Here is a 24,548-nt window from a genome sequence, read left to right as displayed (position 1 = left end):
CCTTTCGGCGTGTCAGAGGGGACGGTTTCCGTAGTACGCGTCCGGGCCGTGCTTGCGGGTGAAGTGACGGTCCAGGACGTGCTGCGGGGGTTCGACCGTGCCCAGGGCGATGGTGTGGAGCGCCATCTCGGCCACCGCCTCGCAGATGATGGCGTGCTCCAGGGACGTGGTGGCGTCCTCGCCCCAGGTGAAAGGGCCGTGGTGGGCGACGAGGGCGCCGGGGACCTCCCTGGCCCGGGTGTCGTCACGGCCCAGCAGGTCCACGATGACCTGGCCGGTGTTGTACTCGTAGTCCTTGGCGCACTGCTCGGGCGTGAGGGCCGCGGTGACGGGGACGGGCCCGTTGAAGGTGTCCGCGTGGGTCGTGCCGAGCACCGGTATCGGGCGCCGGGCCTGGGCGAAGGCGACGGCATGGGTGGAGTGCGTGTGGGTCACGCCTCCGATGGAGGGGAAGGCCAGGTAGAGGCTGCGGTGCGTCTCCGTGTCGGTGGACGGGCGCAGGCGGCCTTCGACGACGCTCCCGTCGGCCAGGGAGACGACGACGAGGTCCTCCTCCCTCAGGACGTCGTAGGCCACGCCCGAGGGCTTGATGACGAAGACGCCGGCTTCCCGGTCCACACCGCTGACGTTGCCCCAGGTGAGGGTGGCGAGCCCGGCCCGGGGGATGCGGAGGTTGGCCTCCAGCACCTCGCGGCGCAGCTCCTCGGGAACGATGGTGCTCACGGAGGACTCCGTTCTGGTGGGGGCGGAGGCGGAAGCGGAGGCGTTCACAGGCTCTGCGCCAGACGGTGGTAGGCCTGGTTCCAGCGCAGCTCGCGCGTGAAGCGCCGTACGGTCGTGTCCTCGTCGATGACGGCGAGTTCGGTCCGGAGCATCTCGGCGAGGTCGTCGAGCTCCTCGCCGCCGAGGGCGGTGGTCAGGACGGTGTGGTGCGGGGCTCCGGCCGTCAGCCAGGCCTCGGTGGACGTGCGGAGGTCGGGGCGGGGCCGCCAGACGGCGCGCGCGACGGGCAGCTGAGGCAGCGGCTCGGGCGGCGCGACGACGTCGATGTGGTTGGCGACAAGACGGAACCGGTCGCCCATGTCCGCGAGGCCGACGACGACGGCCGGACCGGGGTCCGCGTCGAAGACGAGGCGGACCGGGTCCTCGCGTCCGCCGATGCCGAGCGGATGGATCTCGCAGGCGGGCGTGGCCGTGGTCAGGGAGGGGCAGACCTCCAGCATGTGGGCGCCGAGGATGAGCTCCTGCCCGGGCGTGAGGTCGTAGGTGTAGTCCTCCATGAAGGAGGTGCCGCCGGGCCGGCCGTGGGCCATCGCCTTCAGGGTGCGCAGCAGGGTGGAGGTCTTCCAGTCCCCCTCGCCGCCGAAGCCGTAGCCGTCCGCCATCAGGCGCTGCACGGCGAGGCCGGGCAGCTGGCGCAGGCCGCCGAGATCCTCGAAGTTCGTGGTGAAGGCGCGGAAGCCGCCTTCCGTGAGGAAGGCGCGCAGACCGGCTTCGATGCGGGCGGCGTAGCGCAGGGATTCGTGGCGCTCGCCGCCGGGCCGCAGCTCGGGCGCGAGGGCGTAGAGGTCCTCGTACTCCTTGACGAGGGCGGTGACGGTGTCGTCGGGGGCGGCGTCGACGGCGGCGACGAGGTCGTTGACGCCGTAGGTGTTGACCGACACGCCGAACCGCAGCTGGGCCTCGACCTTGTCGCCTTCGGTGACGGCGACATCGCGCATGTTGTCGCCGAACCGGGCGAGCTTGAGGGTGGTGAGCTCGGCGCGGCCGACGGCGGCGCGGGCCCATCCGGCGATGCGGTCGACGACCTCGGGGTGGGACACGTGGCCGGCCACGGTCTTGCGCGGGACACCGAGGCGGGTCTGCACGAATCCGAACTCGCGGTCGCCGTGGGCGGCCTGGTTCAGGTTCATGAAGTCCATGTCGATGGTGGACCAGGGAAGCCGGCTGTTGGACTGGGTGTGCAGGTGCAGCAGGGGCTTGCTCAGGGCGTCGAGGCCGGCGATCCACATCTTGGCCGGGGAGAAGGTGTGCATCCAGGCGATGAGGCCGATGCAGCGGTCGTCGGCGTTGGCCTCCAGGCAGACCGCGCGGATGGCGGCCGCGTCGGTGAGGACCGGCTTCCACACGATGCGGACGGTCATCCGGGGCTGGTCGGCGAGGGTGTCGCGGATGGCGCGGGACTGTTCGGCGACCTGCGCCAGGGTGTCGTCGCCGTAGAGGGCCTGGCTGCCGGTGAGAAACCAGATCTCGCGGTCGGGCTGGGCGAGGGTCATGTCGGGTGTGCTCCTCGGAGGTGCGGGGTCGGGGGGTCGGAGGGGTCCGGCCTTTCGAGGCCGCGGGGTGGGCGGGCCTGTCGAGGCCGGGGGGGGTGGGCCTGACGAGGCCCCGGGGGTGGGCGGGCCTGTCGAAGCCCCGGGGTGGGGTGGACGGCGGCCCGGTCAGCCGGTGACGGTGGTGGTGCGTGCGGTGTTGCGCATCCGCCGCAGGCGGTGCAGGAGGAGGTCCGGGCCGGTGCCGAAGTGTTCGTGGAGGGCGCGGTACTCGGCGAAGAGCTCGTCGTAGGCATCGGCCCGTGCGGGGTCCGGGAGGTACGCGTGGCGCTGCACGCTTCCCATGACGGAGGCGGCGGCGCGGACGTCGGGGTGTGCGCCCGCGGCGACGGCGGCGTGGATGGCCGAGCCGAGGGCCGGCCCCTGCTCGGACGTGCCGAGGGAGACGGGGCGGCGGAGGACGTCGGCGTGGATCTGCATGAGCAGCGTGTTCTTCTTCAGGCCGCCGGTGACGATGAACTCCTCGACGGGGACGCCGGCGTCCTCGAAGGTCTCGACGATCAACCGGGTGCCGAAGGCGGTGGATTCCAGCAGGGCCCGGTAGACGTCCTCGGGGCGGGTGTCGAGGGTGAGGCCGGCGACGACTCCGGAGAGGTGGTGGTCGACCAGCGGGGAACGGTTGCCGTTCATCCAGTCCAGGGCGACGAGACCGTGTGCGCCGACGGGCTGCCCGGCGGCCTTCCGGGTCAGGAGCTGATGCAGGTCCTCGTCCGCGGCCTCCGCCTCGGCCCGGTAGTGGTCCGGGACGCCCTGGCGGAGCCACCAAGCGAAGATGTCGCCGACGGCGCTCTGGCCGGCCTCGTAGCCGTAGGCGCCCTCGACGATGCCTCCGTCGACGACCCCGCAGATGCCGGGGACCTCGGCGAGGGTGGCGCCGTTGAGGACGTGGCAGGTGGACGTGCCCATGATGGCGAGCATGCGGCCGTTCTCGACGGCGCCCGCCGCGGGCGCGGCCACGTGGGCGTCGACGTTGCCGACGGCGACGGCGATGCCCTCGGGGAGGCCCGTCCAGCGCGCGGCCCGGTCGCTCAGCCCGCCGGCGCGGGAGCCCAGGGGCGACAGCGGGTGCTCCAGGCGCGTGGCGGGGAAGTCGGCGAAGTCCGGGTGGAGCCGCGCGAGATAGCCGGGAGAGGGGTAGGCGCCGTCCTGGTGGATGCCCTTGTAGCCGGCGGTGCAGGTGTTGCGGGACTCGCTGCCGGTGAGCTGCCAGACGATCCAGTCGGCCGCCTCGATCCAGCGGGCGCAGGCGGCGTAGACGGCCGGGTCCTCTTCCAGGACCTGGAGGGCCTTGGCGTACTGCCACTCGGAGGAGATCCTGCCGCCGTACCGTGCGGTCCACTTCTCGCCGAGGGCGTGGGCGAGGGCGTTGATGCGGTCGGCCTGCTCCTGGGCCGCGTGGTGCTTCCAGAGTTTGGGCCAGGCGTGCGGGTGGTCCGCCCACTCGGGCGTCAGGGCGAGCGGGGTGCCGTCCTGGGTGGTCGGCAGGACCGTGCAGGCGGTGAAGTCGGTGGCGATGCCGATGACGCGGACCGGGTCGACCCCGGCGTCGGCGAGGGCCGAGGGAACGGCGGTGCGCAGGACGTCCCGCCAGTCCTCGGGGTGCTGCAGGGCCCAGTCGGGCGGCAGGAGGGCGCCGGTGGAGGGAAGGCGTTCTTCGATGACCGCGTGGCGGTACTCGTGGACCGCCGAACCGAGTTCGGCGCCGTCCCGGACCCTGACCACGACGGCGCGCCCCGAGAGGGTGCCGAAGTCGACACCGATGGTGCAGGCCTCGGGGTGGTGACGGGCTGCGGGGTCGGAAAGGGCGTGTGTGGTCACGATGGGGTCTCTCTCGTCATGAGCAGGGGTCGGAGGAGCATCCAGATTGTTAACGCTCACAATTGACTTGGACAAGAGGTAGGTGCGGTTCTGTCGAAGATTGGGCGAGAAATGAGACGTTGAAAGTGAGCGCTCACTTCATGCGGGGACAGAGCCCCGCAGCCGCGACCCACCGACCGACGCACGCCGACCGACGCGGGCGGGCCCGCGCGCCGCGCACCTGCGCCGCCCGCGACGAGACCCCTTTCGCGGGCGGCGAGGCGGCGCCGGTGGCGGCGGGGCCGCGCCGGTGGTGGCGAGGCGGCGCCGGTGGTGGCGAGGCGGCGCCGGTGGCGGCGGCCGTGACGGCGAGCGCAGTCCGACGCGTCCGTCCTCGTCCGACGCGTCCGTCCTCGTCCGACACGTCAGTCCTCGTCCGACACGTCAGTCCCCGCCCGACGCGTCAGTCCCCGCCCGACGCGTCAGTCCCCGCCCGACGCGTCAGGCCTCGCCCGACGGGCGGGTGCTCGCGCGCATGATGAGCTGCGGTTCCACCAGGAGGTGCTCGGCCTTCCGGGCGCGGCCCTCGATGTGGTCCACGAGGAGCCCGATGCTCCGGCGCCCGATGGCGGCGAAGTCCTGGCGGACCGTCGTCAGGGGCGGAGGGAAGTACTCGGCCTCCGGGATGTCGTCGAAGCCGGCGACGGCCACCTGCCCGGGCGTACGGATCCCGCCCTCGCGCAGCGCCCGCAGGACACCGAGAGCCATCTGGTCGTTGGCGACGAAGACGGCCGTGACCGGGGTCGCCCCACGGCGGGCCAGGGCGAGACCCGCGAGCTCCTGTCCGGCCCGGTACCCGGAGAGCGGGCTCCAGTCGCCCGCCAGTACGCGGGGCGGCCGGACGCCGTTCTCCTCCAGGACCGCGCGCCAGCCCGCCGTACGGGCCTCGCTCTCCAGCCAGTCCTCGGGTCCCGCCACGTGCCACACGGTCTTGTGCCCGGCGGCGAGCAGGTGCTCCGTGACCATGCGGGCGCCGAGCTCCTGGTCGAGGGAGACGCCGGGCAGGTCGAGCTGATGGCCCCCTTCCACCGTGACCACGGGGAAGGGCGCGTCCAGCTCGGCGAGCGCCTGCACGTGCGAGCGCTGCGGGGTGATGGCGACGACACCCTCCACGCCCCAGGACGCGAGGTGGTCGATGGCATCCTTGAGCCCCTGCCCCGATCCCGTGCGCAGACTGACGGTCGAGACGAGGTAGCCCTCCTCCCGGGCCGCCTCCTCCAGGCCGGTGAGGGTGCTGGCGGGACCGTACAGGGCGGTGTTGACGGCGATGACGCCCAGTGTCCTCGTACGGCGCGTCACCAGGGCGCGCGCGGCGGAGTTGCGGCGGTATCCCAGCCGCTCGATGGCCAGGGTGACCTGGTCCCGGGTGGCCGCGCGCACGTTGGGGTGCCCGCTCAGCACCCGGGAGACGGTCTGGTGGGAGACCCCCGCCTCTCGTGCGACGTCGGCCATCGTCGGCGGGCGGACGTCTTCCGCGGGCTGCGCCACGTTCGCCTCCCTTCTCCCTGCTCACGACTGCGTATCGATGCGAGAAAAACCTTAGCGCCTCTTGTATCACGCAGTTGTGAGCGCTAACAATCTACCTCGACCGGGGCGCCGACGCCCTGGCCACCCAGCCGGAACGGCGCCGTCCCGGTGGTGCGAGGACCCGCGCCGCCGTCGAGCCGTCTCCCGGTCGGAGCCGCCCTCGACGACGGGATTGCCAGGTAACGCCCATGAAGAAGTTCCGATCCGCATCCGCCCTCCTGGCCGTGACCACCGGCTGCGCCCTGCTCCTCACCGCCTGCGGGCAGAACAGCGAAGGGGGCAGCCAGGAGTCGAAGGACCAGCAGGACCTCACCATCGGCATCGCCATGCCCACCAAGTCCTCCGAGAGGTGGATCGCCGACGGCCGGAACATGACCGCGAGCCTGAAGAAGGCCGGCTTCTCCACGACCCTGCAGTACGGAGAGGACGACCCCGACCAGCAGGTCGCCCAGATCGAGAACATGATCACCCAGGGCGTCGACGCCCTGGTCGTGGCCGCCATCAACGGCGAAGCCCTGTCCAACGTCCTGCAGCAGGCGGCTGACGCGCACATCCCGGTCATCTCCTACGACCGGCTCATCCTGGGCTCCCCGCACATCGACTACTACGCCTCCTTCGACAACGAGAAGGTCGGCGAGCTCCAGGCCACGTACATCGTCGAGAAGCTGGGCCTGAAGGGCGGCGCGAAGAAGGGCCCCTTCAACATCGAGCTGTTCGCCGGGTCCAACGACGACAACAACACCAAGTACTTCTTCAACGGCGCCATGAAGGTGCTGAAGCCCTACCTCGACAAGAAGCAGCTGGTCGTGCGCTCGCAGCAGACCCGGCTCAACCAGGTCACCACCCTGCGCTGGGACGGCGGGACGGCCCAGAAGCGCATGGACGACCTGCTGACCTCCTCGTACTCCACGGCCCGGGTCGACGCCGTGCTCTCCCCCTACGACGGCATCTCCATCGGCATCCTGTCCGCCCTGAAGTCCGACGACTACGGCAGCGCCGCGAAGCCCCTTCCGGTCGTCACCGGCCAGGACGCGGAGGTCGCCTCCGTGAAGTCGATCATCGCGGGCGAGCAGACGCAGACCGTCTACAAGGACACCCGCGCCCTCGCGCAGGTCGCCGCCGACATGGTGACCGCCGTCCTCGCCGGCAAGAAGCCCGAGGTCAACGACGAGTCCACCTACGACAACGGCAAGAAGGTGGTTCCCGCCTACCTGCTCACCCCGGTCAGCGTCGACAAGACCAACTACCAGAAGGTCCTGGTCGACTCGGGCTACATCGACGCCAAGGACCTGCGGTGATCCCCGCGCCCAGCCCCGCACCCGGCCCCGCGCCCACCCCCACGTCCACCCCCGGCCCCGTCCTCGAGATGCGGTCCATCGGCAAGTCCTTCCCCGGCGTCAGGGCTCTCTCCGACGTGACCCTGTCCGTGGCGCGCGGCGAGGTGCACGCCCTGTGCGGAGAGAACGGCGCCGGGAAGTCGACGCTCATGAAGGTCCTGTCCGGTGTCCACCCGCACGGCAGCTACGAGGGGGAGATCCTCTTCGACGGCGAGCCGTGCCGGTTCAAGGACATCAGGGCCAGCGAGCGGCGCGGCATCGTCATCATCCACCAGGAGCTCGCGCTCGTCCCCTACCTGTCGATCGCCGAGAACGTCTTCCTCGGCAACGAGCCGGCCAGGCGCGGGATCATCGACTGGCGCGAGGCGCTGCGCCGCGCCTCCGAGCTGCTGCGGCGCGTCGGGCTCGACGAGCACCCCGAGACCCGGGTCGCCGACATCGGCGTCGGCAAGCAGCAGCTCGTGGAGATCGCGAAGGCGCTGGCGAAGGACGTCCGTCTGCTCATCCTCGACGAGCCCACCGCGGCGCTCAACGACGAGGACAGCGCGAAGCTGCTGCGGCTGATGCAGGAGCTGAAGGGCCAGGGCATCACCTCGATCATCATCTCGCACAAGCTCAACGAGATCTCCCGGATCGCCGACTCCGTCACCATCCTGCGCGACGGACGGTCCATCGAGACGCTGGACGTCAAGGACCCGTCCACGACCGAGGAGCGCATCATCCGCGGCATGGTGGGGCGGGACCTCGACAGCCGTTTCCCCGACCGCACGCCGTACGAGGGCCCGGCCGACGCCGATCCCGTCCTGGAGATCCGGGACTGGACCGTGCGGCACCCGCTCGACCGCGGCCGCAAGGTCGTCGACGGGGTCTCGCTCCGGGTCCGCCGCGGCGAGATCGTCGGCGTCGCGGGGCTCATGGGGGCCGGCCGGACCGAACTCGCCATGAGCGTCTTCGGCCGGTCCTACGGCCGGTACGAGCGGGGCACCGTGTTCAAGGACGGCCGCGAGGTCCGTACGCGTACGGTCCCCGAAGCGGTCGCCCACGGCATCGCGTACGTCACGGAGGACCGCAAGCACTACGGTCTCGACCTCGGGGACTCCGTGAGCCGGAACATCTCGCTCGCCTCCCTCGGCACCCTCGCCCGCCGCGGCGTCGTCGACGCCCACGAGGAACGCAAGGTCGCCGAGCGGTTCCGGCGGACCATGAGCATCAAGACGCCGAACGTCCTCGAACCGGTGGGCCGCCTCTCCGGCGGCAACCAGCAGAAGGTCGTCCTCAGCAAGTGGATCCTCGCCGGCCCGGACGTCCTCATCCTCGACGAGCCCACGCGCGGAGTGGACGTGGGCGCCAAGTTCGAGATCTACACCGTGATCGACCGGCTCGCCGCCGAGGGCAAAGCGATCCTCCTCATCTCCTCCGAACTGCCCGAACTGCTCGGCATGTGCGACCGCATCTACACCATGGCCGCCGGGCGGCTGACCGGTGAGGCCGGCCGCGAGGACGCCACACAGGAAGTGCTGATGCGGCACATGACGCAGGACTCCCCCGCACCACCGTCGGTCACCGCAGGCGCCGACTCCAGCGAAGGACACCAGGCATGAGCACCGACCTCAGTACGGAACCGACCACCCCCGCACCCCCGGGCCGCGGAGCTCCGTCCACCGGGGCGCCACTGACCCGCGTGCTCGTGGACGGCGTCCGGCGGAACATGCGCCAGTACGGCATGCTCTTCGCGCTCGGCCTGATCGTGCTCCTGTTCCAGATCTGGACGGGCGGCGACCTCCTGCTGCCGCGCAACGTCTCCAACCTGGTGCTGCAGAACAGCTACATCCTCATCCTGGCCATCGGCATGATGATCGTCATCATCTCCGGGCACATCGACCTGTCGGTGGGCTCCCTGATGGCGCTGGTCGGCGGGATCGGGGCGGTGCTCATGGTCGAGCACCACGTGTCCTGGCCCGTCGCGGTGGTCCTCACCCTGCTCCTGGGCGCGGTCGCCGGCGCGCTCCAGGGGTTCTTCATCGCGTACGTCGGCATCCCGTCGTTCATCGTGACCCTCGCGGGCATGCTCCTGTTCCGCGGGCTCACGGAGATCTTCCTCAAGGGGCAGACGCTCGGTCCGTTCCCGGACGGGCTGCAGAAGGTCGCCAACGGCTTCCTGCCGGAGGTGGGGCCGCAGACCAACTATCACAACCTGACCCTGCTCCTCGGCGTCGGACTGATCGCGTACGTGGTCTTCCAGGAGGTGCGGGACCGGCGCCGACAGCGGGAGTTCGCCCTGGAGACGCTCCCCACGGGCCTCTTCGCGCTCAAGGTGACGGCGCTCGTCGCCGCGGTCCTCTTCACCACCCTGCTGCTCGCCAGCTACAAGGGCGCCCCCGTGGTCCTCCTGATCCTGGCCGCGCTACTGGTCGGCTTCGGCTACGTGATGCGCAACGCGGTGATCGGCCGTCATGTGTACGCGATCGGCGGCAACCTGCCCGCCGCGAAGCTGTCCGGGGTCAAGGACAGAAAGGTGACCTTCGCGGTCTTCCTCAACATGGGCATGCTCGCGGCGCTCGCCGGGCTCGTCTTCGCGGCGCGCTTCAACGCGGCCTCGCCGAAGGCGGGTGTGAACTTCGAGCTGGAGGCCATCGCCGCCGCGTTCATCGGCGGGGCCTCGATGAGCGGGGGCGTCGGGACCGTCCTGGGCGCCATCATCGGCGGCCTGGTCCTCGGCGTGCTCAACAACGGCATGAACCTCGTCGGGGTGGGCACCGACTGGCAGCAGGTCATCAAGGGGCTCGTGCTGCTCGCGGCGGTCGGCTTCGACGTGTGGAACAAGCGCAGGGCGGGCGCCTGACGCCGCTCCCGACATGACTGTGCCCGCCGGGTTCCTCCACCGGCGGGCACAGTCATGTCCCGGCGTGCCCGTACGCGGTCAGGCGCGCGTACGGAACCGCAGGACGGTCCTCGACCGGTACTCCTCGCCGGGGCGCAGCACGGTGGACGGGTCGCCGGGGCGGTTCGGGGCGTCGGGGAAGTGCTGGGTCTCCAGGGCGATGCCGGCGGCGGCCCGGTAGGGCGTACCGCTCTTCCCGAGGACCGATCCGTCGAACTGCCCCCCGCTGTAGACCTGGAGTCCCGGCTCCGTGGTCAGCACCTCCATGCAGCGGCCGGTGGCGGGGGCGTGGAGGACGGCGGCCCGGCGCGGCGTCTGTTCGTCGTTGCGCCCCAGGACGAAGTTGTGGTCGTACCCGCCGGCCGCGCCGGGCCGTGCCAGGGCCTCGCCGATCCTGAGCGGCCGGCGGAGGTCGAACGCGGTGCCGGACACGGGGAGGTGGTCGCCGCGGGGGATGAGGTCCTGGTCGACCGGCGTGTAGCGTTCGGCGTGGACGGCCAGTTCATGGCCGAGGACGTCACCGGCGCCCTCGCCTTCGAGGTTGAAGTAGGCGTGGTTGGTGAGGTTGACCAGGGTGGGGGCGTCGGTCACCGCCGTGTAGGAGAAGGTGAGCTCGTCGTCGCGGCTGATGAGACAGCTGACGGTGACGTCCAGGTTGCCCGGGAAGCCCTGGTCGCCGTCGGGGCTGCGGAGCTGCAGGAGCACGCCGGTCCGCTCCGCGCTGTGCACGCTCTCGGCTTCCCAGACCCGGGTGTCGAAGCCGTCGGTTCCGCCGTGCAGGCAGTGGCCGCTCTCCTGTGTGGCCAGTTGGTAGGGCGTGCCGTCCAGGGAGAAGCGGCCCCGTGCGATGCGGTTGGCGTAGCGGCCGACGGTGGAGCCGAAGTAGCGGGCGGTGTCGGCCGTGCGGGCGGGGTCGCGCGGGGCGAGGACGACGTCGGCGGGGGTGCCGTGCCGGTCCGGCACCCACAGGCCGTGGAGCCGGGCGCCGAGGGTGTGCACCTCGGCCGTGAGTCCGTCGGGGAAGCCGAAGATCCAGCGTTGTCCGGGGTCCGTGGCCGTGGCCGGGAGGCAGACCGGTGGGCCGCCGGTGAAGAGGGGGTGGGTGGACGGGGTCATGGGAGTTCCTTGTCGGGAGTGCGGCGCGGCCGGGGAAGCGGGGCGCGATGCCCCGCTTCCCCGGCCGTGGTCGTTCTGGCGGGTGGTCAGTGGTCCGCTCGGGAACCGCCGAAGAGCCGTTGGAGGAGGATGAAGACGAACAGCAGCCCGCCGATGACGATGCGTGTCCACCAGGAGCTCAGCGTCCCCTGGAAGCTGATGACGGTCTGGATCAGGCCGAGGACCGTCACGCCGAGCGCGGTGCCCAGGACGAAGCCGGAGCCCCCGGTGAGGAGGGTCCCTCCGATGACGGCGGCCGCGATGGCGTCGAGCTCCATGCCGACGGCGTGCAGGGCGTAGCCGGACAGCATGTAGAAGGTCATCAGCAGACCGCCGAGGGCGGAGCACAGCCCGCTCACGGCGTACACCGCGACCTTGGTGCGTCCCACGGGCAGGCCCATGAGACGGGCCGAGGACTCGTTGCCGCCGAGGGCGTAGACGGTCCGCCCGAAGCGGGTGTGGTGGAGGACGACGAAGGCGAGCAAGAGCACGACCAGGGCGATGACCACGGCGGGAGAGACGAAGAGCCCGCCGGGCAGGAGCACCCTCGTCTGGGCGATCCGCGTGGTCGTCGGGTCGGTGAGGGAGAGGGACTCCGTGCTGATCATGTAGCAGAGGCCGCGGGCGAGGAACATGCCCGCGAGGGTGACGATGAAGGGCTGGATCTCGAAGGTGTGGATCACCCAGCCCATGAGGGCGCCGCCCCCTGCTCCCACCAGCAGGACCAGCGGCGCCGCCAGGGCGAGCGGCACGCCGTTCTGTTCGACGAGCGAGGCCGTCAGCATCGTCGACAGGGCCACCATGGAGCCGACGGAGAGGTCGATGCCCCCGGTGAGGATGACGAACGTCATGCCGATCGCCACGACGAGCAGGAAACCGTTGTCGATCAGGACGTTGAGCAGGACCTGCGCGGAGAAGAAGCCTTCGTACCGCACGGATCCGACGGAGAACATCGCGACCAGCAGCGTGGCCGTCACCATGAGCGGCAGGCGGGTGGCGTGCCGTGCCGAGAACCGCTGGAGCGGCCTGCTGAGCGAGTCGAGGGTGGTGCTCACGGGTGGACCTCCTGCCGGCGCGCTCCCCCGTCACCGGCCGCGGGGGCCGGTTCCGGGCCGGCCGGTCGGCGACGGTGCGGGAGTCGGGCGCGGAACGCGGGCGACTGGGCGAGACAGACGACGATGACGACCAGGGCCTTGAAGACGAGGGTGGTCTCCGGTGGTACGCCGAGGGTGTAGATGGTGGTCGAGAGGGTCTGGATGATCAGCGCGCCCAGGACCGTCCCGCCGAGGGAGAAGCGGCCGCCCGTGAGGGCGGTGCCGCCGATGACCACGGCGAGGATCGCGTCCAGCTCGATCCACAGGCCCGCGTTGTTGCCGTCGGCGCTGGACACGTTGGAGCTGATCATCAGGCCGGCCACCGCGGCGCACACGGCGCTCACCACGTACACCATGACCAGGAGCCCGGCCGCCCGGATGCCGACGAGCCGGCTGGCGACCGGGTTGCCGCCCACCGATTCGATGAGCATGCCGAGCGCGGTCCGCCGGGTGACGAGGGAGGTCGCCGCGACGAGGGCCGCGGCGAGCAGGACGGCGAAGGGGAGCGTGAGCCAGTAGCCTCCGCCGATCATCTTGTAGGGGCTGCTGGACACGCTGATGATCTGGCCGTCGGTGATCAGCTGGGCCACGCCCCGCCCCGCGACCATGAGGACGAGCGTGGCGACGATGGGCTGGACGCCGAGCCGGGCGACGAGGAAGCCGTTCAGGAGTCCGATCGCGACGGCGACGCCGAGCGCCGGAACGACCGCCGTCAGGACGGTGGACAGGCTCCCGGGGTCCTGGGCGGTGGCGATGTGCTCGCACGCGAGGGCGCCGGCGATGGCGACCGTCGAGCCGACCGAGAGGTCGATGCCCCGGGTCGCGATGACCAGCGTCATGCCGAGCGACACCAGGACCAGGGGGGCGCCGAACTGGAGGATGTCGATGAGGCTGCCGTACAGGTGCCCGTTCTGGACGCGTACGGCGAAGAAGTCGTGGGTGAGCGCGACGTTCCCCAGGAGCAGGGCCGCCAGGGCGGCGGCGGGCCAGAACAGGCGGTGCTCGGTGAGCCGCCGGGTGCCGGGCGCCCGGGCCGGGCGCCCCCCGGCGCCGGTGTCGTCAGGTGGTGTCATGAGGTCGCTCCGGTGGCGATGGCGCCCAGGATCCGGTCGGGCGTCAGGGTCGGGTCGTTGGGGAGGGTGGCGACGAGACGGTGGTCCCGCAGCACGCCGACCCGGTGGCTCAGCCGCAGGACTTCCTCGAGTTCGGCGGAGACGAAGAGGACCGCGGTGCCCTCCGCCGCCAGGCGGGTGACGAGTCTTCCGATCTCCGTCCTGGCGCCGATGTCGATGCCCCGGGTGGGTTCGTCCAGGATCAGGAGGTCGGGGTCGGTGAGCAGCCAGCGGGCGAGCAGCACCTTCTGCTGGTTGCCGCCGCTGAGGTTGCGCACCTGGGCCTCGGGGTCGGCCGGGCGGATGTCGAGGACCTCGGTCCAGCGGGCGGCGATCTCGTCCTGTCGGGTACGGGAGAGGGGTTTCGTCCAGCCTCGTGCGGCCTGCAGGGCGAGCACGATGTTCTCGCGGACCGTGAGTTCGCCGATCAGCCCCTCGGCCTTGCGGTTCTCCGAACAGAAGGCGATCTTGTGGGCGATCGCGGCGCGCGGTGAGCGCAGGGCGACGCGCTCGCCGTCGATCCGCAGCTCGCCCGCGTCCGCGTGGTCGGCGCCGAAGAGCAGCCGGGCGGCCTCGGTGCGGCCGGATCCGAGGAGTCCGGCCAGGCCGATGACCTCGCCCCGGTGGATGTCCAGGTCGTACGGCTCGATGGAACCGGACCTGCCGAGTCCGCGGGCACTCAGGAAGGGGGCGTCCGTGGGGCCGGAGACGGCGTCGGTGGCGACGGGGGAGGTCTCGGCGGGCTCGTCCGGGGTGCGTGGTTCGCTGCCGACCATGCGGTGGACGAGGGTGACGGGGGTCAGTTCGTCGATCCGGTACTCGCCTTCGGGGCGACCGTTGCGCAGGACGGTCACCCTGTCGCAGAGGTCGAAGACCTGGTCGAGGAAGTGGGTGACGAAGAGGATCGCGACGCCCCGGTCTCGGAGCCTGCGGACCAGCGCGAAGAGCTGGGCGACCTCGTCGCGGTCGAGGCTGGAGGTGGGTTCGTCGAGGACGAGCACCTTCGCCTGGATGTCCACGGCGCGGACGATCGCGACGAGTTGCTGGACGGCGAGGGAGTGGGCGCTGAGCGGGCGGCGGACGTCGAGGTCGAGTTCGAGCTCGGTGATGAGCCGCGCCGCACGGCGGTGGAGGGCCGACCAGTGGACGAGGCCGAGGCGCCGGGGCTCACGGCCGATGAGGATGTTCTCCGCGACGGAGAGGTTGGGGCACAGGTTCACCTCCTGGTAGACCGTGCTGATTCCGGCGTGCTGGGCTTCCAGGGGTTCGGTGAACCGCTGGGGGGTGCCGTCGACGGTGACCGTTCCCGCGTCGGGCGGGTGGACCCCGGTGAGCACCTTGATGAGGGTCGACTTGCCGGCGCCGTTCTCGCCCATCAGCGCGTGGACCTCGCCCGGGAAGAGGCGCAGGCCCACGCCGTCGAGGGCGAGGACACCGGGGAAGGCCTTGCGGATGCCGTGGGCCTCCAGGACGGGCCGGTCGGTGGGGGTGGGCGTGGGGGTGTGAGGGGTGGGTGGGGCTGCCATCCGCCCTCCTCTCCTGAGGGACCGGGGGCGGCGCGTCGGCCGCCCCCGGTCATGTGCGGGCGGTGGGTCAGTACTGACGGCTCGGCAGGGCGGCCTCGGCCTGGTCCTGGGTGAAGACGCCCTCCTTGACCTCGACCCGTCGCGGGACGTCCTCGCCCGCCGCGACCTTCTTGGCGAGTTCCATGAGCTGGTCACCGAGGAGCGGGTTGCACTCGACGACCACGTTGATCTTCTTCTGCTGCATGGCGACGAAGGCGTCCTTGATGCCGTCGACGGAGATCACCTTGATGTCGGTGCCCGGCTTCTTGCCCGCCTCCTCGATGGCCTGGATGGCGCCGAGGGCCATGTCGTCGTTGTGGGCGTACAGGACGTCGATGTCCTCGTGGGACTTGAGGAAGGCCTGCATGACCTCCTTGCCCTTGGCCCGGGTGAAGTCCCCGGTCTGGGAGGCGACGACCTTGAACTTGGGGTCGCCCTTGATGGCGTCGGCGAAGCCGGCCTTGCGGTCGTTGGCGGGTGCGGAGCCGGTGGTGCCCTGGAGTTCGACGAGGTTGACCGGCTCGGAGGTGCCCTCGTACTCCTTGACCAGCCACTTGCCCGCCTCCTCGCCCTCCTTGACGAAGTCGGAGCCGAGGAAGGTCCGGTAGAGGGAGGTGTCCTGCGAGTCGACCGCGCGGTCGGTGAGGATCACCGGGATGCCGGCGTTCTTGGCCTCCTTCAGGACGGTGTCCCACCCGGACTCCACCACCGGCGAGAAGGCGATGACGTCGACCTTCTGCTGGATGAAGGTGCGGATGGCCTTGATCTGGTTCTCCTGCTTCTGCTGCGCGTCGGAGAACTTGAGCGTGATCCCGGCCTTCTCGGCCGCCTCGCGCACGGACTTGGTGTTGGCGGTGCGCCAGCCGCTCTCGGCTCCCACCTGGGCGAACCCGAGCACCAGCTTGCCGTCGGAGGAGCCCTTGCCGGAGCCGCCGGTGGTGCCGGTGGTCACGGGCTCGGTGGTGCAGGCGGTCAGCACACTGCCGGCCAGGGCGGCGGCGGCGAAGACGCGGAGGGCTCTGTGGGCCATGTCGTGGTTCCTCTCGGGACGTGCGGCGGACCAGACGGAGCCCTGATGGGTTCAGGGTCCGGTGAAGGCGTGGCTGCGCAGGGGTGGTTGAGCCGGAAGGAGCCAGGGCGAAGCGTCGGCCTCGACGATCGGCGCTGGCGAATGCGACACATTGTGAGCGCTAACAGAGTTGTAACTCAAGGGTTCGTACGGCTGTTACCGGTTCTTGATGCACATGGGGAGCCGCTGGCCAGAAAAGTTGTGAGCGTTAACACGCGACCAGCGGCCGACCTCCTTGAGCTCGCCCTGGCGCTCCAGGATCGCGCTCAGGTGGAGCGCGGCTCGCCGGTGGCCGCGCGCGGCGGCCTGCCGGAACCTCCACCACCTGACGTCGCGACGGCCCTCACCGCCGTGGGCGAGGCGCCGTCGGCCTGCTCGCGGTGCAGCTCCTCGCCGCCTGCTCCCCCGGCGAGTCGACGGTCATCGGCAAGGACCCCGGCCCGGCCGATCTGTCCCACCGCTTCGGAGCCACCGCCCGGGCGCCGCTCGCGGGGGTCCCCGACAGCGTGCCGTCCCGTCACGCGCTGGCGCGGACGACCAGGCGCGTGGGCAGGATGAGCGGGGTGGGGTCCTGTCCGTGGATGAGCGCGACCAGCATGCGCGCCATCTCCCGGCCGAGACCCTCGATGGGCTGGTTCACCGTGGTCAGGGGCGGATCGGCCATCCGGGACACGTCGAGGTCGTCGAACCCGACCACGGCGACGTCCCCGGGGACCGACCTGCCGGCCCGGCGCAGCGAGCGGAGTGCGCCGGCCCCCATGTTGTCGCTGGCGGCGAACACCCCGTCCAGGTCCGGATGCCGGTCAAGGAGCGCCGCCATCGCGGCGGCTCCACCGGCCTCCGTGAAGTCGCCCGCTTCCGGGGGGTACGGATCGAGGCCGGCCGACAGCATGGCGTCCCGGTAGCCGCGGTGCCGGGCGCGCCCGGCCTCCGTGTCCAGCCGCCCGCAGATCGTGGCCACCCGGGTGCGGCCGGCCGCGATCAGGTGCTCGGTCGCCGCGCGGGCTCCGCCGGCGTTGTCGACGTCCACGTACCACCGGGGGTCCAGACCGACGGGACGCCCGCCGAACACGACGGGAATCTCCGCCTCCTCGGCCATGCGGGCCAGGGGATCGTCCTCGCGGAGCGCCATCAGCATCACGCCGTCGGCACCCTTGGCCCGCAGCAGTCGCTCCACGCGCCTGCGGCCCCGGTCGGAGGCGGCCAGGCACAGCATCAGGTGGAGGTCGGCGTCCTCCAGGGCCGCCGATGCCCCCACGATCACCTGGGCGAAGAACGGATCCGCGAAGATCGACGGGTCCTCCCCCGAGACGACCAGGGCCGCCGCGCCCGTCTGACGGGTCGCCAGTGCGCGGGCGGTCGGATTCGGGACGTATCCGAGCCGGTGAACGGCCCGTTCGACCGCTTCCCGTTTGGCGCGGCTGACGTGCGGGGCGTCGTTGAGGACGCGGGAGGCCACCGACCGCGAGACACCGGCCAGTTCGGCCACCTCGTCGAGGGTCGACTGCCGGCGTGGCACACCTTCCGCCATGAACTGCCCTTCCTGTCACGAGTCGTACGCAGGGAGACTGGAAGCGCTTCCAGTTCGAGGACTGTAAAGGTTTCCAGCCGCCGCGTGAAGTGCTGGTCAAAAGGCGCCACTTGACAGGCACACCGGCACGTCACACGATACGGCCCACACCCCAGGACGCCCGGAGAGCCGACTGGTACCGCTTCCAGTGGGAGCGCTTCCACGAACTCCACGGCTCCGGGGGGAGCCGCCGTACCACCGCACTTCCTCAGTGCGCCGCCAGCTCGGGACGAGAGCGTGCGGCGCGTCCCCCGTCAGGAAACCGAGGTACTGTCATGCGCCGCCGAATCCACGCCCTCGCGGCAGCCGTCCTCGCGCTGCCGTTGGCGCTCGCCGTCGCCCCGTCCGCCCACGCGGCCGACCCGACCACCATGACCAGCGGGTTCTACGTGGACCCGAACTCCAGCGCCAAGCAGTGGGTCGCCGCCAACCCGGGTGACGGGCGGGCACCCGCGATCAACGCCTCCCTCGCCAACACCCCCATGGCCCGCTGGTTCGGCTCCTGGAGCGGCACCATCGGCACCGCCGCGGGCGCGTACGTCGGCGCTGCGGACTACGCGGACAAGCTGCCCCTCATGGTCGCCTACAACATCTACCTCCGCGACTCGTGCGGCGGGCACTCCGGAGGCGGCGCTTCCTCGCCGGCCGCCTACGCGAGCTGGGCCGCGCAGTTCGCCGGCGGCATCGCCGACCGCCCGGCCGTGGTCGTCCTCGAACCGGACTCCCTCGCGGACTACGGCTGCCTGAACCCGACCCAGATCCGCGAACGCCAGGGCATGATCAGCGGAGCCGTCGCAGAGTTCAACCGCCAGGCGCCCCACACCTGGGTCTACCTCGACGGCGGCAACCCCGGCTGGGTGAGCGCCGGGACGATGGCCCAGCGCCTCCACGAGGCCGGCCTCCGGCAGGCCCACGGCTTCTCCCTCAACATCTCGAACTACTACACCACCGCTCAGAACACCGCCTACGGCAACGCCGTCAACAGCGAACTGGCCGCCCGCTACGGCTACACCAAGCCGTTCGTCGTCGACACCAGCCGCAACGGCAACGGCTCCAACGGCGAGTGGTGCAACGCGGCCGGCCGCCGCATCGGCACGCCCACCCAAGCGGGCGGCGGTGCCGAGATGCTGCTGTGGCTCAAGACCCCGGGCGAGTCCGACGGCAACTGCGGCGTCGGAGCCGGCTCCACGGCCGGACAGTTCCTCCCCGAGGTCGCCTACAAGATGATCTACGGCTACTGAGCCTCACCCTCCCCCGGTTCCTGTGGCCCGGCGCCTCCCGTCCCGCCCCGCGGCCGGGCCACAGGGACCACCGGCCCCTCTCCCCACCCATCGACCAGGAGAGCACCATGAAGCCACGCACCCCACGGCGCAGAGCGACCGCCGCCCTCGCGGCGCTCGCGGCCTGCGCCGCCCTCACCGCGACGCAGGGGCAGGCGCAGGCCGCACCCTCCGGTGACGGGATCTCCCCGACCACGAAGTTCTACGTGGACCCGCACAGCAAGGCCGCCGAGCAGGCTCTCACCGACCTCGGGAAGGGCGACCTCGCGAACGCCGTCAACATGGCGAAGCTCGCGAGCTGGCCGCAGGCCGACTGGTTCACCGAGGGCACGCCCGCCGAGGTGCGCGCGGAGGTGAACGGCCTCGTCCGCAAAGCCCGCGCGGTCGACCGGACACCCGTCCTCATCGCCTACGACGTGCCCGGCCGGGACTGCACGCAGTACTCCAGCGGCGGAGCCGCGTCCTCGGCCGCGTACCGGCAGTGGATCGACGCCTTCGCCGCCGGCATCGGCGACCGCAAGGCGGTGGTCGTCGTCGAGCCCGACGGTCTGGCCCTCCTCCCCCGCGACTGCGGACCGAACGCGGACCCGACCGGCGAGCTCACGGCGGCCCGCGTCGCCGACCTCGCCTACGCCGTCAGGACACTCAAGGCCAAGCCCCGCACCACGGTCTACCTCGACGCGGGCAACGTCCTGTGGCGGCCCGTCGGCGACATGGCGAAGCGCCTGCTCGATGCCGGCGTCCGGGAGAGCGACGGCTTCGCCCTCAACGTGTCGAACACCCACCCCACCGACCACAACGCCAGGTACGGCACCTGGATATCGAAGTGCATGTGGTGGGCGACCGAGGGCCCCGAGGAGACGCGCGGCCACACCGACTGGTGCGCCACCCAGTACTACTCCCCGGCCGCGCCCAACGACGGCACCCCCGGCAGCGTGGTGAACTCCGCCGACCCCACCACGTGGCGCTGGACCGACGCCTGGTTCGACCGGACCATGGGCGACCCCCCGGCCGACGCGCTCCACCGCTTCGTCATCGACACCAGCCGCAACGGACGCGGCGCCTGGACCCCGGAGCCCGGCAAGTACACCGGCGACCCGGAGATCTGGTGCAACGCCCCGGGCCGCGGCCTCGGCCCGCGCCCCACCGGCGACACCGGCGTCCCGCTCGTCGACGCCTATCTGTGGATCAAGATCCCGGGCGAGTCCGACGGCAGCTGCACCCGCAACACCGGCGGCACCATCGACCCCGAGTACGGCATCGTCGACCCGCCCGCCGGCACCTGGTGGCCGGACCAGGTCCACGGCCTGGCGCGCAACGCGGCACCGCGGCTGACCTTCAACCACTGAGCCGCGTCCGCCCGCTGTCCCCCGCCCCTGGTGCTTCGCGTGCCAGGAGCGGGGGGCCGTCACCGGAGCCGTACCGGGACTTCACCGGTCCACCGGGGCCCGGACGGCTCCGATCAGGGCTGTTCGACCCGGAAGTCGCCGGTGGCCGGGTGGGGTTCCGCCAGGATGTCGCCCGAGGATCCGAGTCTCGCCCGGAGGTGGAGGGTCGCCCCGAGCATCACGTCCTGGAGGAGCTCGCGCCGGATGCCGAGGCTCAGCCGGGAGTCCGTGATGCCGGCGGAGATCAGGTCGGCCACTCCCGGCACGGGGCGGGAGGCGAGTACCTGGCAGGTGACGAGGTCCCACTCGTCGAGGCGCGGGTGGGCGGTCCGGGAAAGGAGCCGGAGGGTGAGCGCGGTGAGGTTCTCGACGGCCTGGACCACGTGTTCACACCCCCACGGGAGCCGCGGCCCGGCGGCCGTCGAGGTACGCGATGAGCGCCGAGGAGATGGCCAGGCCGGTGTGCGCCTCGTAGTAGCTGTACGCAGGCATCGGATTGACCTCGAAGCACACCCACTCGCCGTCGGGAGTGCGGCGCAGGTCGATGCCCGCGAGGGGCAGGCCGAGCGAGGCGGCGAGGTCGACGCAGCGCCGGGCCGTGTCCGGGGGCAGGTCGTGCGGGGCGAGCCGGGCGGACCTGCCGTCCCGGTCGGCGTAGCGGTAGTCGATCGCGTCGCTGTCGACGGCCGCCGCGTAGGTGTCCTCGCCGACGACGTGGACGCGGACGTCCTGGCCCGGCACGTAGGCCTGGAACTGCGTCGGCAGTCCGCGGACGAGGGCGAGCCGGCTCTCGTCGGCGCCGGTGAACTCCCTGACGATGGAACGGATGCCACTGACCGACTTGTAGACGATCCGGCCGTGCCGGGCGCGGAACGCGAGGATCTCGTCGGGGTCGTCGCTGACCAGCGTCTCCGGTACGGAGAAGCCGGAGCGTCCGATGAGCTGGGCCTGGTACGGCTTGGAGGAGTTGGACTCCATGGCGCGGGGCCGGCTGACCACGACGGCCGGGGTGGTGTCGAGCCAGCCGACGAACCACTCCTGGAACGCCGCCGCCCGCGCCCGGGCCGCCGGGTCGCCGTCGGTGGGCGGCTCCAGCGGGCGGGCGTACACGGCCGACACGTCGCCGAGCGGGACCCGCATCCCCTCGACGGTCAGCCGGGCGTCCAGCGCGCCCGTTCCGACGACGAGGTCGTAGCGGGCGATGTGGGACTGGTCGATCACCAGGTGCCGCAGGTCGGCGTCCCGCGCGGCGTTGATCGCGCGGGTGAGGGGCGGGTCGTCCGTACGGCCGAAGAAAAGGATCACTCGGGCCTCCTCGCGGGATCTTCGGCGACGGCCACCATGAAGGAGGCGGTGGCCGCGACGTGCAGCGGGTCGTCGAGGCGCGGGCACAGCCGCACCTCCGTCACCACGGGGCCGGCCGCGCGGGGCGCGAACCGGAGCTCGAAGTGCCGTGTGCCGAGGGCGCCGGCGAGGCGTCGGCAGCGCTCGCCGTGTTCCTCGGCGCGGGGACCGATCACGCGGTCCCCGGCGACGAGCAGGCTGTCGCGGTACGCCGTCGGCTCCTCCGGCAGCACGTCGACCGGGACCGGCGACGTGGGGCCGCCCGGCCAGGCGAGCCGCGGCGCGTGCCGTTCGCCGGGGACGGTCGGGCCCACCAGGCCGCCGCGCGTCGCCCCGCCCCGCCGGGCGACCGGCAGGCCGCACTGCTCGGCGTGGACCAGTGCCGTCGTCGGGGAGACGGTCCCGTTGGCCGTCCCGTACGCGCCGATCAGGCCGATCACCCGGGGCGCGAGGGACAGCAGCCAGCTGGCGACCAGCGCCTGCCGCTCGCTGTGCGCGTACAGGGCGTCCTTGGCGCGGGGGCCGTTCTCGGCGCCGGCGGCGAGCGGCATGCCCGGCAGGCGGTGCAGCACCGCGCCGATGGTCCGGTCGTCGAGCACCTGCCCGGAGGGCAGGGTGATCCGGGTGGACGCCTCTCCCCCGCTGGTCACCCGGTGGCTCCACCGGGCGCGTGCGAGGTCGGCGGGCGTGAGCGTCAGGACGCCCCCGTGGCCGCCCCGGGCCGACAGCGCGCGGGCCACCGCCGCCGCGCCGCCGTCACCGGGTGCGGCCAGGAGCAGCAGGGTTCCGCTCACTGCGGAGGGAGGCTGTCGTACGAGCGCTTGGCCTGCGCGTCGCCGGCCTCGACGGCTTCCCGCAGCGCGTCGGCGCCCTGTCCGTACTGCGGCCCGCCGATCAGGTCGGGTCGCAGTTCACCGCCGATGAACGGCTCGGCGGGGTCGTCGGTGCCGCCGGCGCCCACGGTCTGCTCCAGTGCGGCGAGCCGGGTCTGCAGGTCCACGATCGCGGCGGCGGTGGGGTCGCTCTCCCCGCCCGTCGCTCGCGCCCTCCCGCCCGGAGGGTTGTCGAAGTCGTCCTTGACCTCCTTGTACGGCGGCTTGTCCTCCCTGCGGTCCTTCAGGTCCTTGTGCTCCTTGAACGGCTCCTTCGTCTTCACCTCCCCGTCCTTGCGGTCCTTGAAGTCCTTGACCTCCTTGGACGGTTCCTTCGCCTCCTTGAACGGCTCCTTGATCTCCTTGAACGGCTCCTTGATCTCCTTGTGCTCCTTGAGCTCCTTGATGGGGGCCTTTCCGCAGGAGACCGCCACGGAGGCCGTCATGGTGGCGGCCGACGGCGAGATCCGGGTGACGGAGACACAGGAACCGGCGCCCGCGTAGGACTTCGAGTCGGGTGAGCTGGTGGAGGTGAACGAGGTGTTGCCGCTGCTTCCGGGGTACGGATCGCCGGCGTCGCCGCGGTTCTGGTTCAGTTCGAGGTTGCGCTGGTTGTCGGCCTGCACGAGGCCGACCTTGTAGTGGTGCTCGTCCCGGTTGTTCGGCTGGTTCTCGTCGATGTGCCAGATCAGCAGCCCGTCTCCCGGCAGCGAGGCGTCGTAGCCGGTCCGCTGGCGGTTCTCGAGGAGGAAGTACTCGCTGCCGCCCGCGCCGTTCTTCCAGAGCCGGTGGACGGTGTGGCTGGACTTGACGTCCGGGAAGGACTCACTGCCGCTGGTGGTGACGACCTTGGTCGTGGCCCAGCCCTGACTGACCTTGCACCAGGCGGACGGGTGCGTGGGGATGTCTCCGCCTCCGCCCCAGGAGCCCGCTCCCATCAGGCACCACGAGCCGACGCCCTCGGAGCTGTCGTCCGTGTCGTAGAGGTCGGGGAAGCCGAAGAGCAGATGTCCGAGTTCGTGCGCGCAGACGCCGATCTTCGCGTCCTCGGAGATGGTCAGGTAGCCGTAGACGTTGGTGCCGTCGGTCTGGTGCACGGCGGGCAGGGTCGACTTGTGCGACCAGATGTGGAACGGCTTTCCGGTCTCGTCGGCGGCGGGCCCGGCGTGCACGACGATGAAGGCGTCGACGTAGCCGTTCCCGTCGTTGTCGAAGGGCGCGAAGTTCACACTCGGGTCCGCGGCCTCCACGGCGGACTTCGCCATCTCCGGTGACCGGAAGGGCCCGCTGGGCCTGCCGATGCCGAAGTTGTTGGCCGCGTACCAGTCCATGGTCTCGGGCATGCGGTACGGACCGTGGACCTCGCCGACCAGGTCGATCAGGCCGTTCGTGACCTCGCGGTAGTACTCGCGCACGCTGCCGTGCGGCATGGCGCCGAGTGAGAAGAACAGCTTGTCGAGGTCCGCCGCCGACTTCGTCATCGGCTTGTCGGAGAAGTCGACCAGGACGACGACCGCCCTGATGGTGCCGCGCAGCGGCGCCCGGTCGGCCGCCGCCGCGCTGATGGCGGCGCGGGGAGTCCCGGGTGGAAACTCCTCCGGCGGGAAGATCGTTCCGTCGTCGAAGCCCAGGGGTGTGGGCGTGCTCGTGAAGCCGAGCAGATGGGTGAGCTCGCCCGGACCACCGCGTGCTTGCTCGAGTTCCTCCAGCATGCGCCGGCGTAGTTCCGGGCTGGGGGCGACGGCACAGAACGAGGAGGAAGGGACGGCGGCACGGTCGACCATGTCGACTCCATAGAGTGATGGGATGTCGCTTACCGTAGGCACGGTAATCCTCCCCGGTTACGGGGGCGCGTTGAACGAACGAGCCGCGGACACATGCGCTCCCCTGGGCGGCGCGCGCCACACACGGGACGCGCCGATGTGCGCCCCCTTCACGCCCGCCGTCGACGGCCACCGCTCAGAACGTGCCCGTGCGCGAGGCCGTACTCACTCGTCGGGGCCACCGTTACGGGACAGCCGCCCGGCGAGCGCCGCCACGATCTCGGCCCGCGCCGCCCTGGCCCAGGCGTAGTCCGGATCCATGCCGGGCGCCCGGTCGTGATCGGTCAGCGCCGGACGGCCGGGGAGCGTCCGGGGTCAGCGCGATCGCCTCGTCGAAGTCG

General features: G+C 71.5%; 19 protein-coding genes. 5 read left to right on the top strand and 14 right to left on the bottom strand.

The genetic code is table 11. The features are described 5' to 3' along the window. Positions 1–12 precede the first annotated feature (12 nt). From araD to ACN9MM_RS36440, 4 genes are all read right to left on the bottom strand, one after another. Positions 13–723: an L-ribulose-5-phosphate 4-epimerase AraD gene (gene araD / locus ACN9MM_RS36455; protein WP_426368051.1), complete on the bottom strand. Its 711-nt coding sequence runs from the start codon at positions 721–723 to the stop codon at positions 13–15. A 44-nt stretch (positions 724–767) separates the two neighbouring features. Then, a complete protein-coding gene (araA, locus tag ACN9MM_RS36450) occupies positions 768–2,276 on the bottom strand; it encodes an L-arabinose isomerase (RefSeq protein WP_426368050.1) in 1,509 nt (502 codons plus the stop codon). Positions 2,277–2,441: 165 nt separating this feature from the next. After that, positions 2,442–4,151: a ribulokinase gene (gene araB / locus ACN9MM_RS36445; RefSeq protein ID WP_426368049.1), complete on the bottom strand. Its 1,710-nt coding sequence runs from the start codon at positions 4,149–4,151 to the stop codon at positions 2,442–2,444. Between the two features lie 480 nt (positions 4,152–4,631). After that, positions 4,632–5,678, bottom strand: a complete 1,047-nt coding sequence (locus ACN9MM_RS36440; protein WP_426368048.1) for a LacI family DNA-binding transcriptional regulator — start codon at positions 5,676–5,678, stop codon at positions 4,632–4,634. 227 nt (positions 5,679–5,905) lie between these two features. Here ACN9MM_RS36440 and chvE point away from each other — a divergent pair, with 227 nt between their 5' ends. The 3 genes from chvE (at position 5,906) to mmsB (ending at position 9,896) form a co-directional block, all read left to right on the top strand. Next, entirely contained in the window at positions 5,906–7,015 is a 1,110-nt protein-coding gene (chvE, locus tag ACN9MM_RS36435) for a multiple monosaccharide ABC transporter substrate-binding protein (RefSeq protein WP_426368047.1), read from the top strand. Between the two features lie 68 nt (positions 7,016–7,083). Next, positions 7,084–8,655: a multiple monosaccharide ABC transporter ATP-binding protein gene (mmsA, locus tag ACN9MM_RS36430; protein WP_426368923.1), complete on the top strand. Its 1,572-nt coding sequence runs from the start codon at positions 7,084–7,086 to the stop codon at positions 8,653–8,655. Continuing rightward, positions 8,652–9,896 (top strand): multiple monosaccharide ABC transporter permease, encoded by a 1,245-nt coding sequence (gene mmsB, locus ACN9MM_RS36425; RefSeq protein WP_426368046.1) that lies wholly within the window; start codon positions 8,652–8,654, stop codon positions 9,894–9,896. The genes mmsA and mmsB overlap by 4 nt, the downstream gene beginning before the upstream one ends. A gap of 78 nt (positions 9,897–9,974) precedes the next feature. Here mmsB and ACN9MM_RS36420 read toward each other — a convergent pair whose 3' ends face one another. The 6 genes from ACN9MM_RS36420 to ACN9MM_RS36395 all read right to left on the bottom strand — a co-directional run bounded on the left by ACN9MM_RS36420 (position 9,975) and on the right by ACN9MM_RS36395 (position 17,461). After that, on the bottom strand, positions 9,975–11,051 hold the full coding sequence (locus tag ACN9MM_RS36420) for an aldose epimerase family protein (RefSeq protein WP_426368045.1): 1,077 nt from the start codon (positions 11,049–11,051) through the stop codon (positions 9,975–9,977). A gap of 86 nt (positions 11,052–11,137) precedes the next feature. After that, complete coding sequence (yjfF, locus tag ACN9MM_RS36415) at positions 11,138–12,145, bottom strand: galactofuranose ABC transporter, permease protein YjfF (RefSeq protein WP_426368044.1); 1,008 nt, start codon at positions 12,143–12,145, stop codon at positions 11,138–11,140. Next, the gene (locus ACN9MM_RS36410) at positions 12,142–13,257 is read right to left on the bottom strand and encodes an ABC transporter permease (protein ID WP_426368043.1); all 1,116 of its coding nucleotides are present in this window, start codon (positions 13,255–13,257) and stop codon (positions 12,142–12,144) included. The genes yjfF and ACN9MM_RS36410 overlap by 4 nt, the downstream gene beginning before the upstream one ends. Then, entirely contained in the window at positions 13,254–14,822 is a 1,569-nt protein-coding gene (locus ACN9MM_RS36405; protein ID WP_426368042.1) for a sugar ABC transporter ATP-binding protein, read from the bottom strand. The genes ACN9MM_RS36410 and ACN9MM_RS36405 overlap by 4 nt, the downstream gene beginning before the upstream one ends. Before the next feature lie 67 nt (positions 14,823–14,889). After that, positions 14,890–15,891 carry an ABC transporter substrate-binding protein gene (locus ACN9MM_RS36400; protein WP_426368041.1) on the bottom strand — a complete coding sequence of 334 codons (1,002 nt, stop codon included), beginning with the start codon at positions 15,889–15,891 and terminating at the stop codon, positions 14,890–14,892. A gap of 556 nt (positions 15,892–16,447) precedes the next feature. Beyond that, the gene (locus ACN9MM_RS36395; protein WP_426368040.1) at positions 16,448–17,461 is read right to left on the bottom strand and encodes a LacI family DNA-binding transcriptional regulator; all 1,014 of its coding nucleotides are present in this window, start codon (positions 17,459–17,461) and stop codon (positions 16,448–16,450) included. A gap of 314 nt (positions 17,462–17,775) precedes the next feature. On the opposite strand from ACN9MM_RS36395, the gene ACN9MM_RS36390 reads away from it, so the two are divergent. Further along, on the top strand, positions 17,776–18,741 hold the full coding sequence (locus ACN9MM_RS36390) for a glycoside hydrolase family 6 protein (protein ID WP_426368039.1): 966 nt from the start codon (positions 17,776–17,778) through the stop codon (positions 18,739–18,741). A gap of 107 nt (positions 18,742–18,848) precedes the next feature. Continuing rightward, on the top strand, positions 18,849–20,129 hold the full coding sequence (locus tag ACN9MM_RS36385; RefSeq protein WP_426368038.1) for a glycoside hydrolase family 6 protein: 1,281 nt from the start codon (positions 18,849–18,851) through the stop codon (positions 20,127–20,129). Between the two features lie 113 nt (positions 20,130–20,242). On the opposite strand, the gene ACN9MM_RS36380 is transcribed toward ACN9MM_RS36385, so the two are convergent. The 4 genes from ACN9MM_RS36380 to ACN9MM_RS36365 are packed head-to-tail and all read right to left on the bottom strand — an operon-like array spanning position 20,243 to position 24,168. Beyond that, a complete protein-coding gene (locus ACN9MM_RS36380) occupies positions 20,243–20,551 on the bottom strand; it encodes a hypothetical protein (protein WP_426368037.1) in 309 nt (102 codons plus the stop codon). A gap of 4 nt (positions 20,552–20,555) precedes the next feature. Continuing rightward, entirely contained in the window at positions 20,556–21,473 is a 918-nt protein-coding gene (locus ACN9MM_RS36375; protein WP_426368036.1) for an ATP-grasp domain-containing protein, read from the bottom strand. Beyond that, the gene (locus ACN9MM_RS36370) at positions 21,470–22,306 is read right to left on the bottom strand and encodes a hypothetical protein (protein WP_426368035.1); all 837 of its coding nucleotides are present in this window, start codon (positions 22,304–22,306) and stop codon (positions 21,470–21,472) included. Before ACN9MM_RS36370 ends, ACN9MM_RS36375 begins: the two co-directional genes overlap by 4 nt. Further along, positions 22,303–24,168 carry a M6 family metalloprotease domain-containing protein gene (locus tag ACN9MM_RS36365; protein ID WP_426368034.1) on the bottom strand — a complete coding sequence of 622 codons (1,866 nt, stop codon included), beginning with the start codon at positions 24,166–24,168 and terminating at the stop codon, positions 22,303–22,305. Before ACN9MM_RS36365 ends, ACN9MM_RS36370 begins: the two co-directional genes overlap by 4 nt. Positions 24,169–24,548 lie beyond the last annotated feature (380 nt).

The sequence above is a fragment of the Streptomyces sp. E-08 genome, assembly GCF_049913095.1.
Classification (GTDB): domain Bacteria; phylum Actinomycetota; class Actinomycetes; order Streptomycetales; family Streptomycetaceae; genus Streptomyces.
Note: the sequence above shows the minus strand (reverse complement) of the source record. Positions and strands in the feature narration are given on the sequence as shown.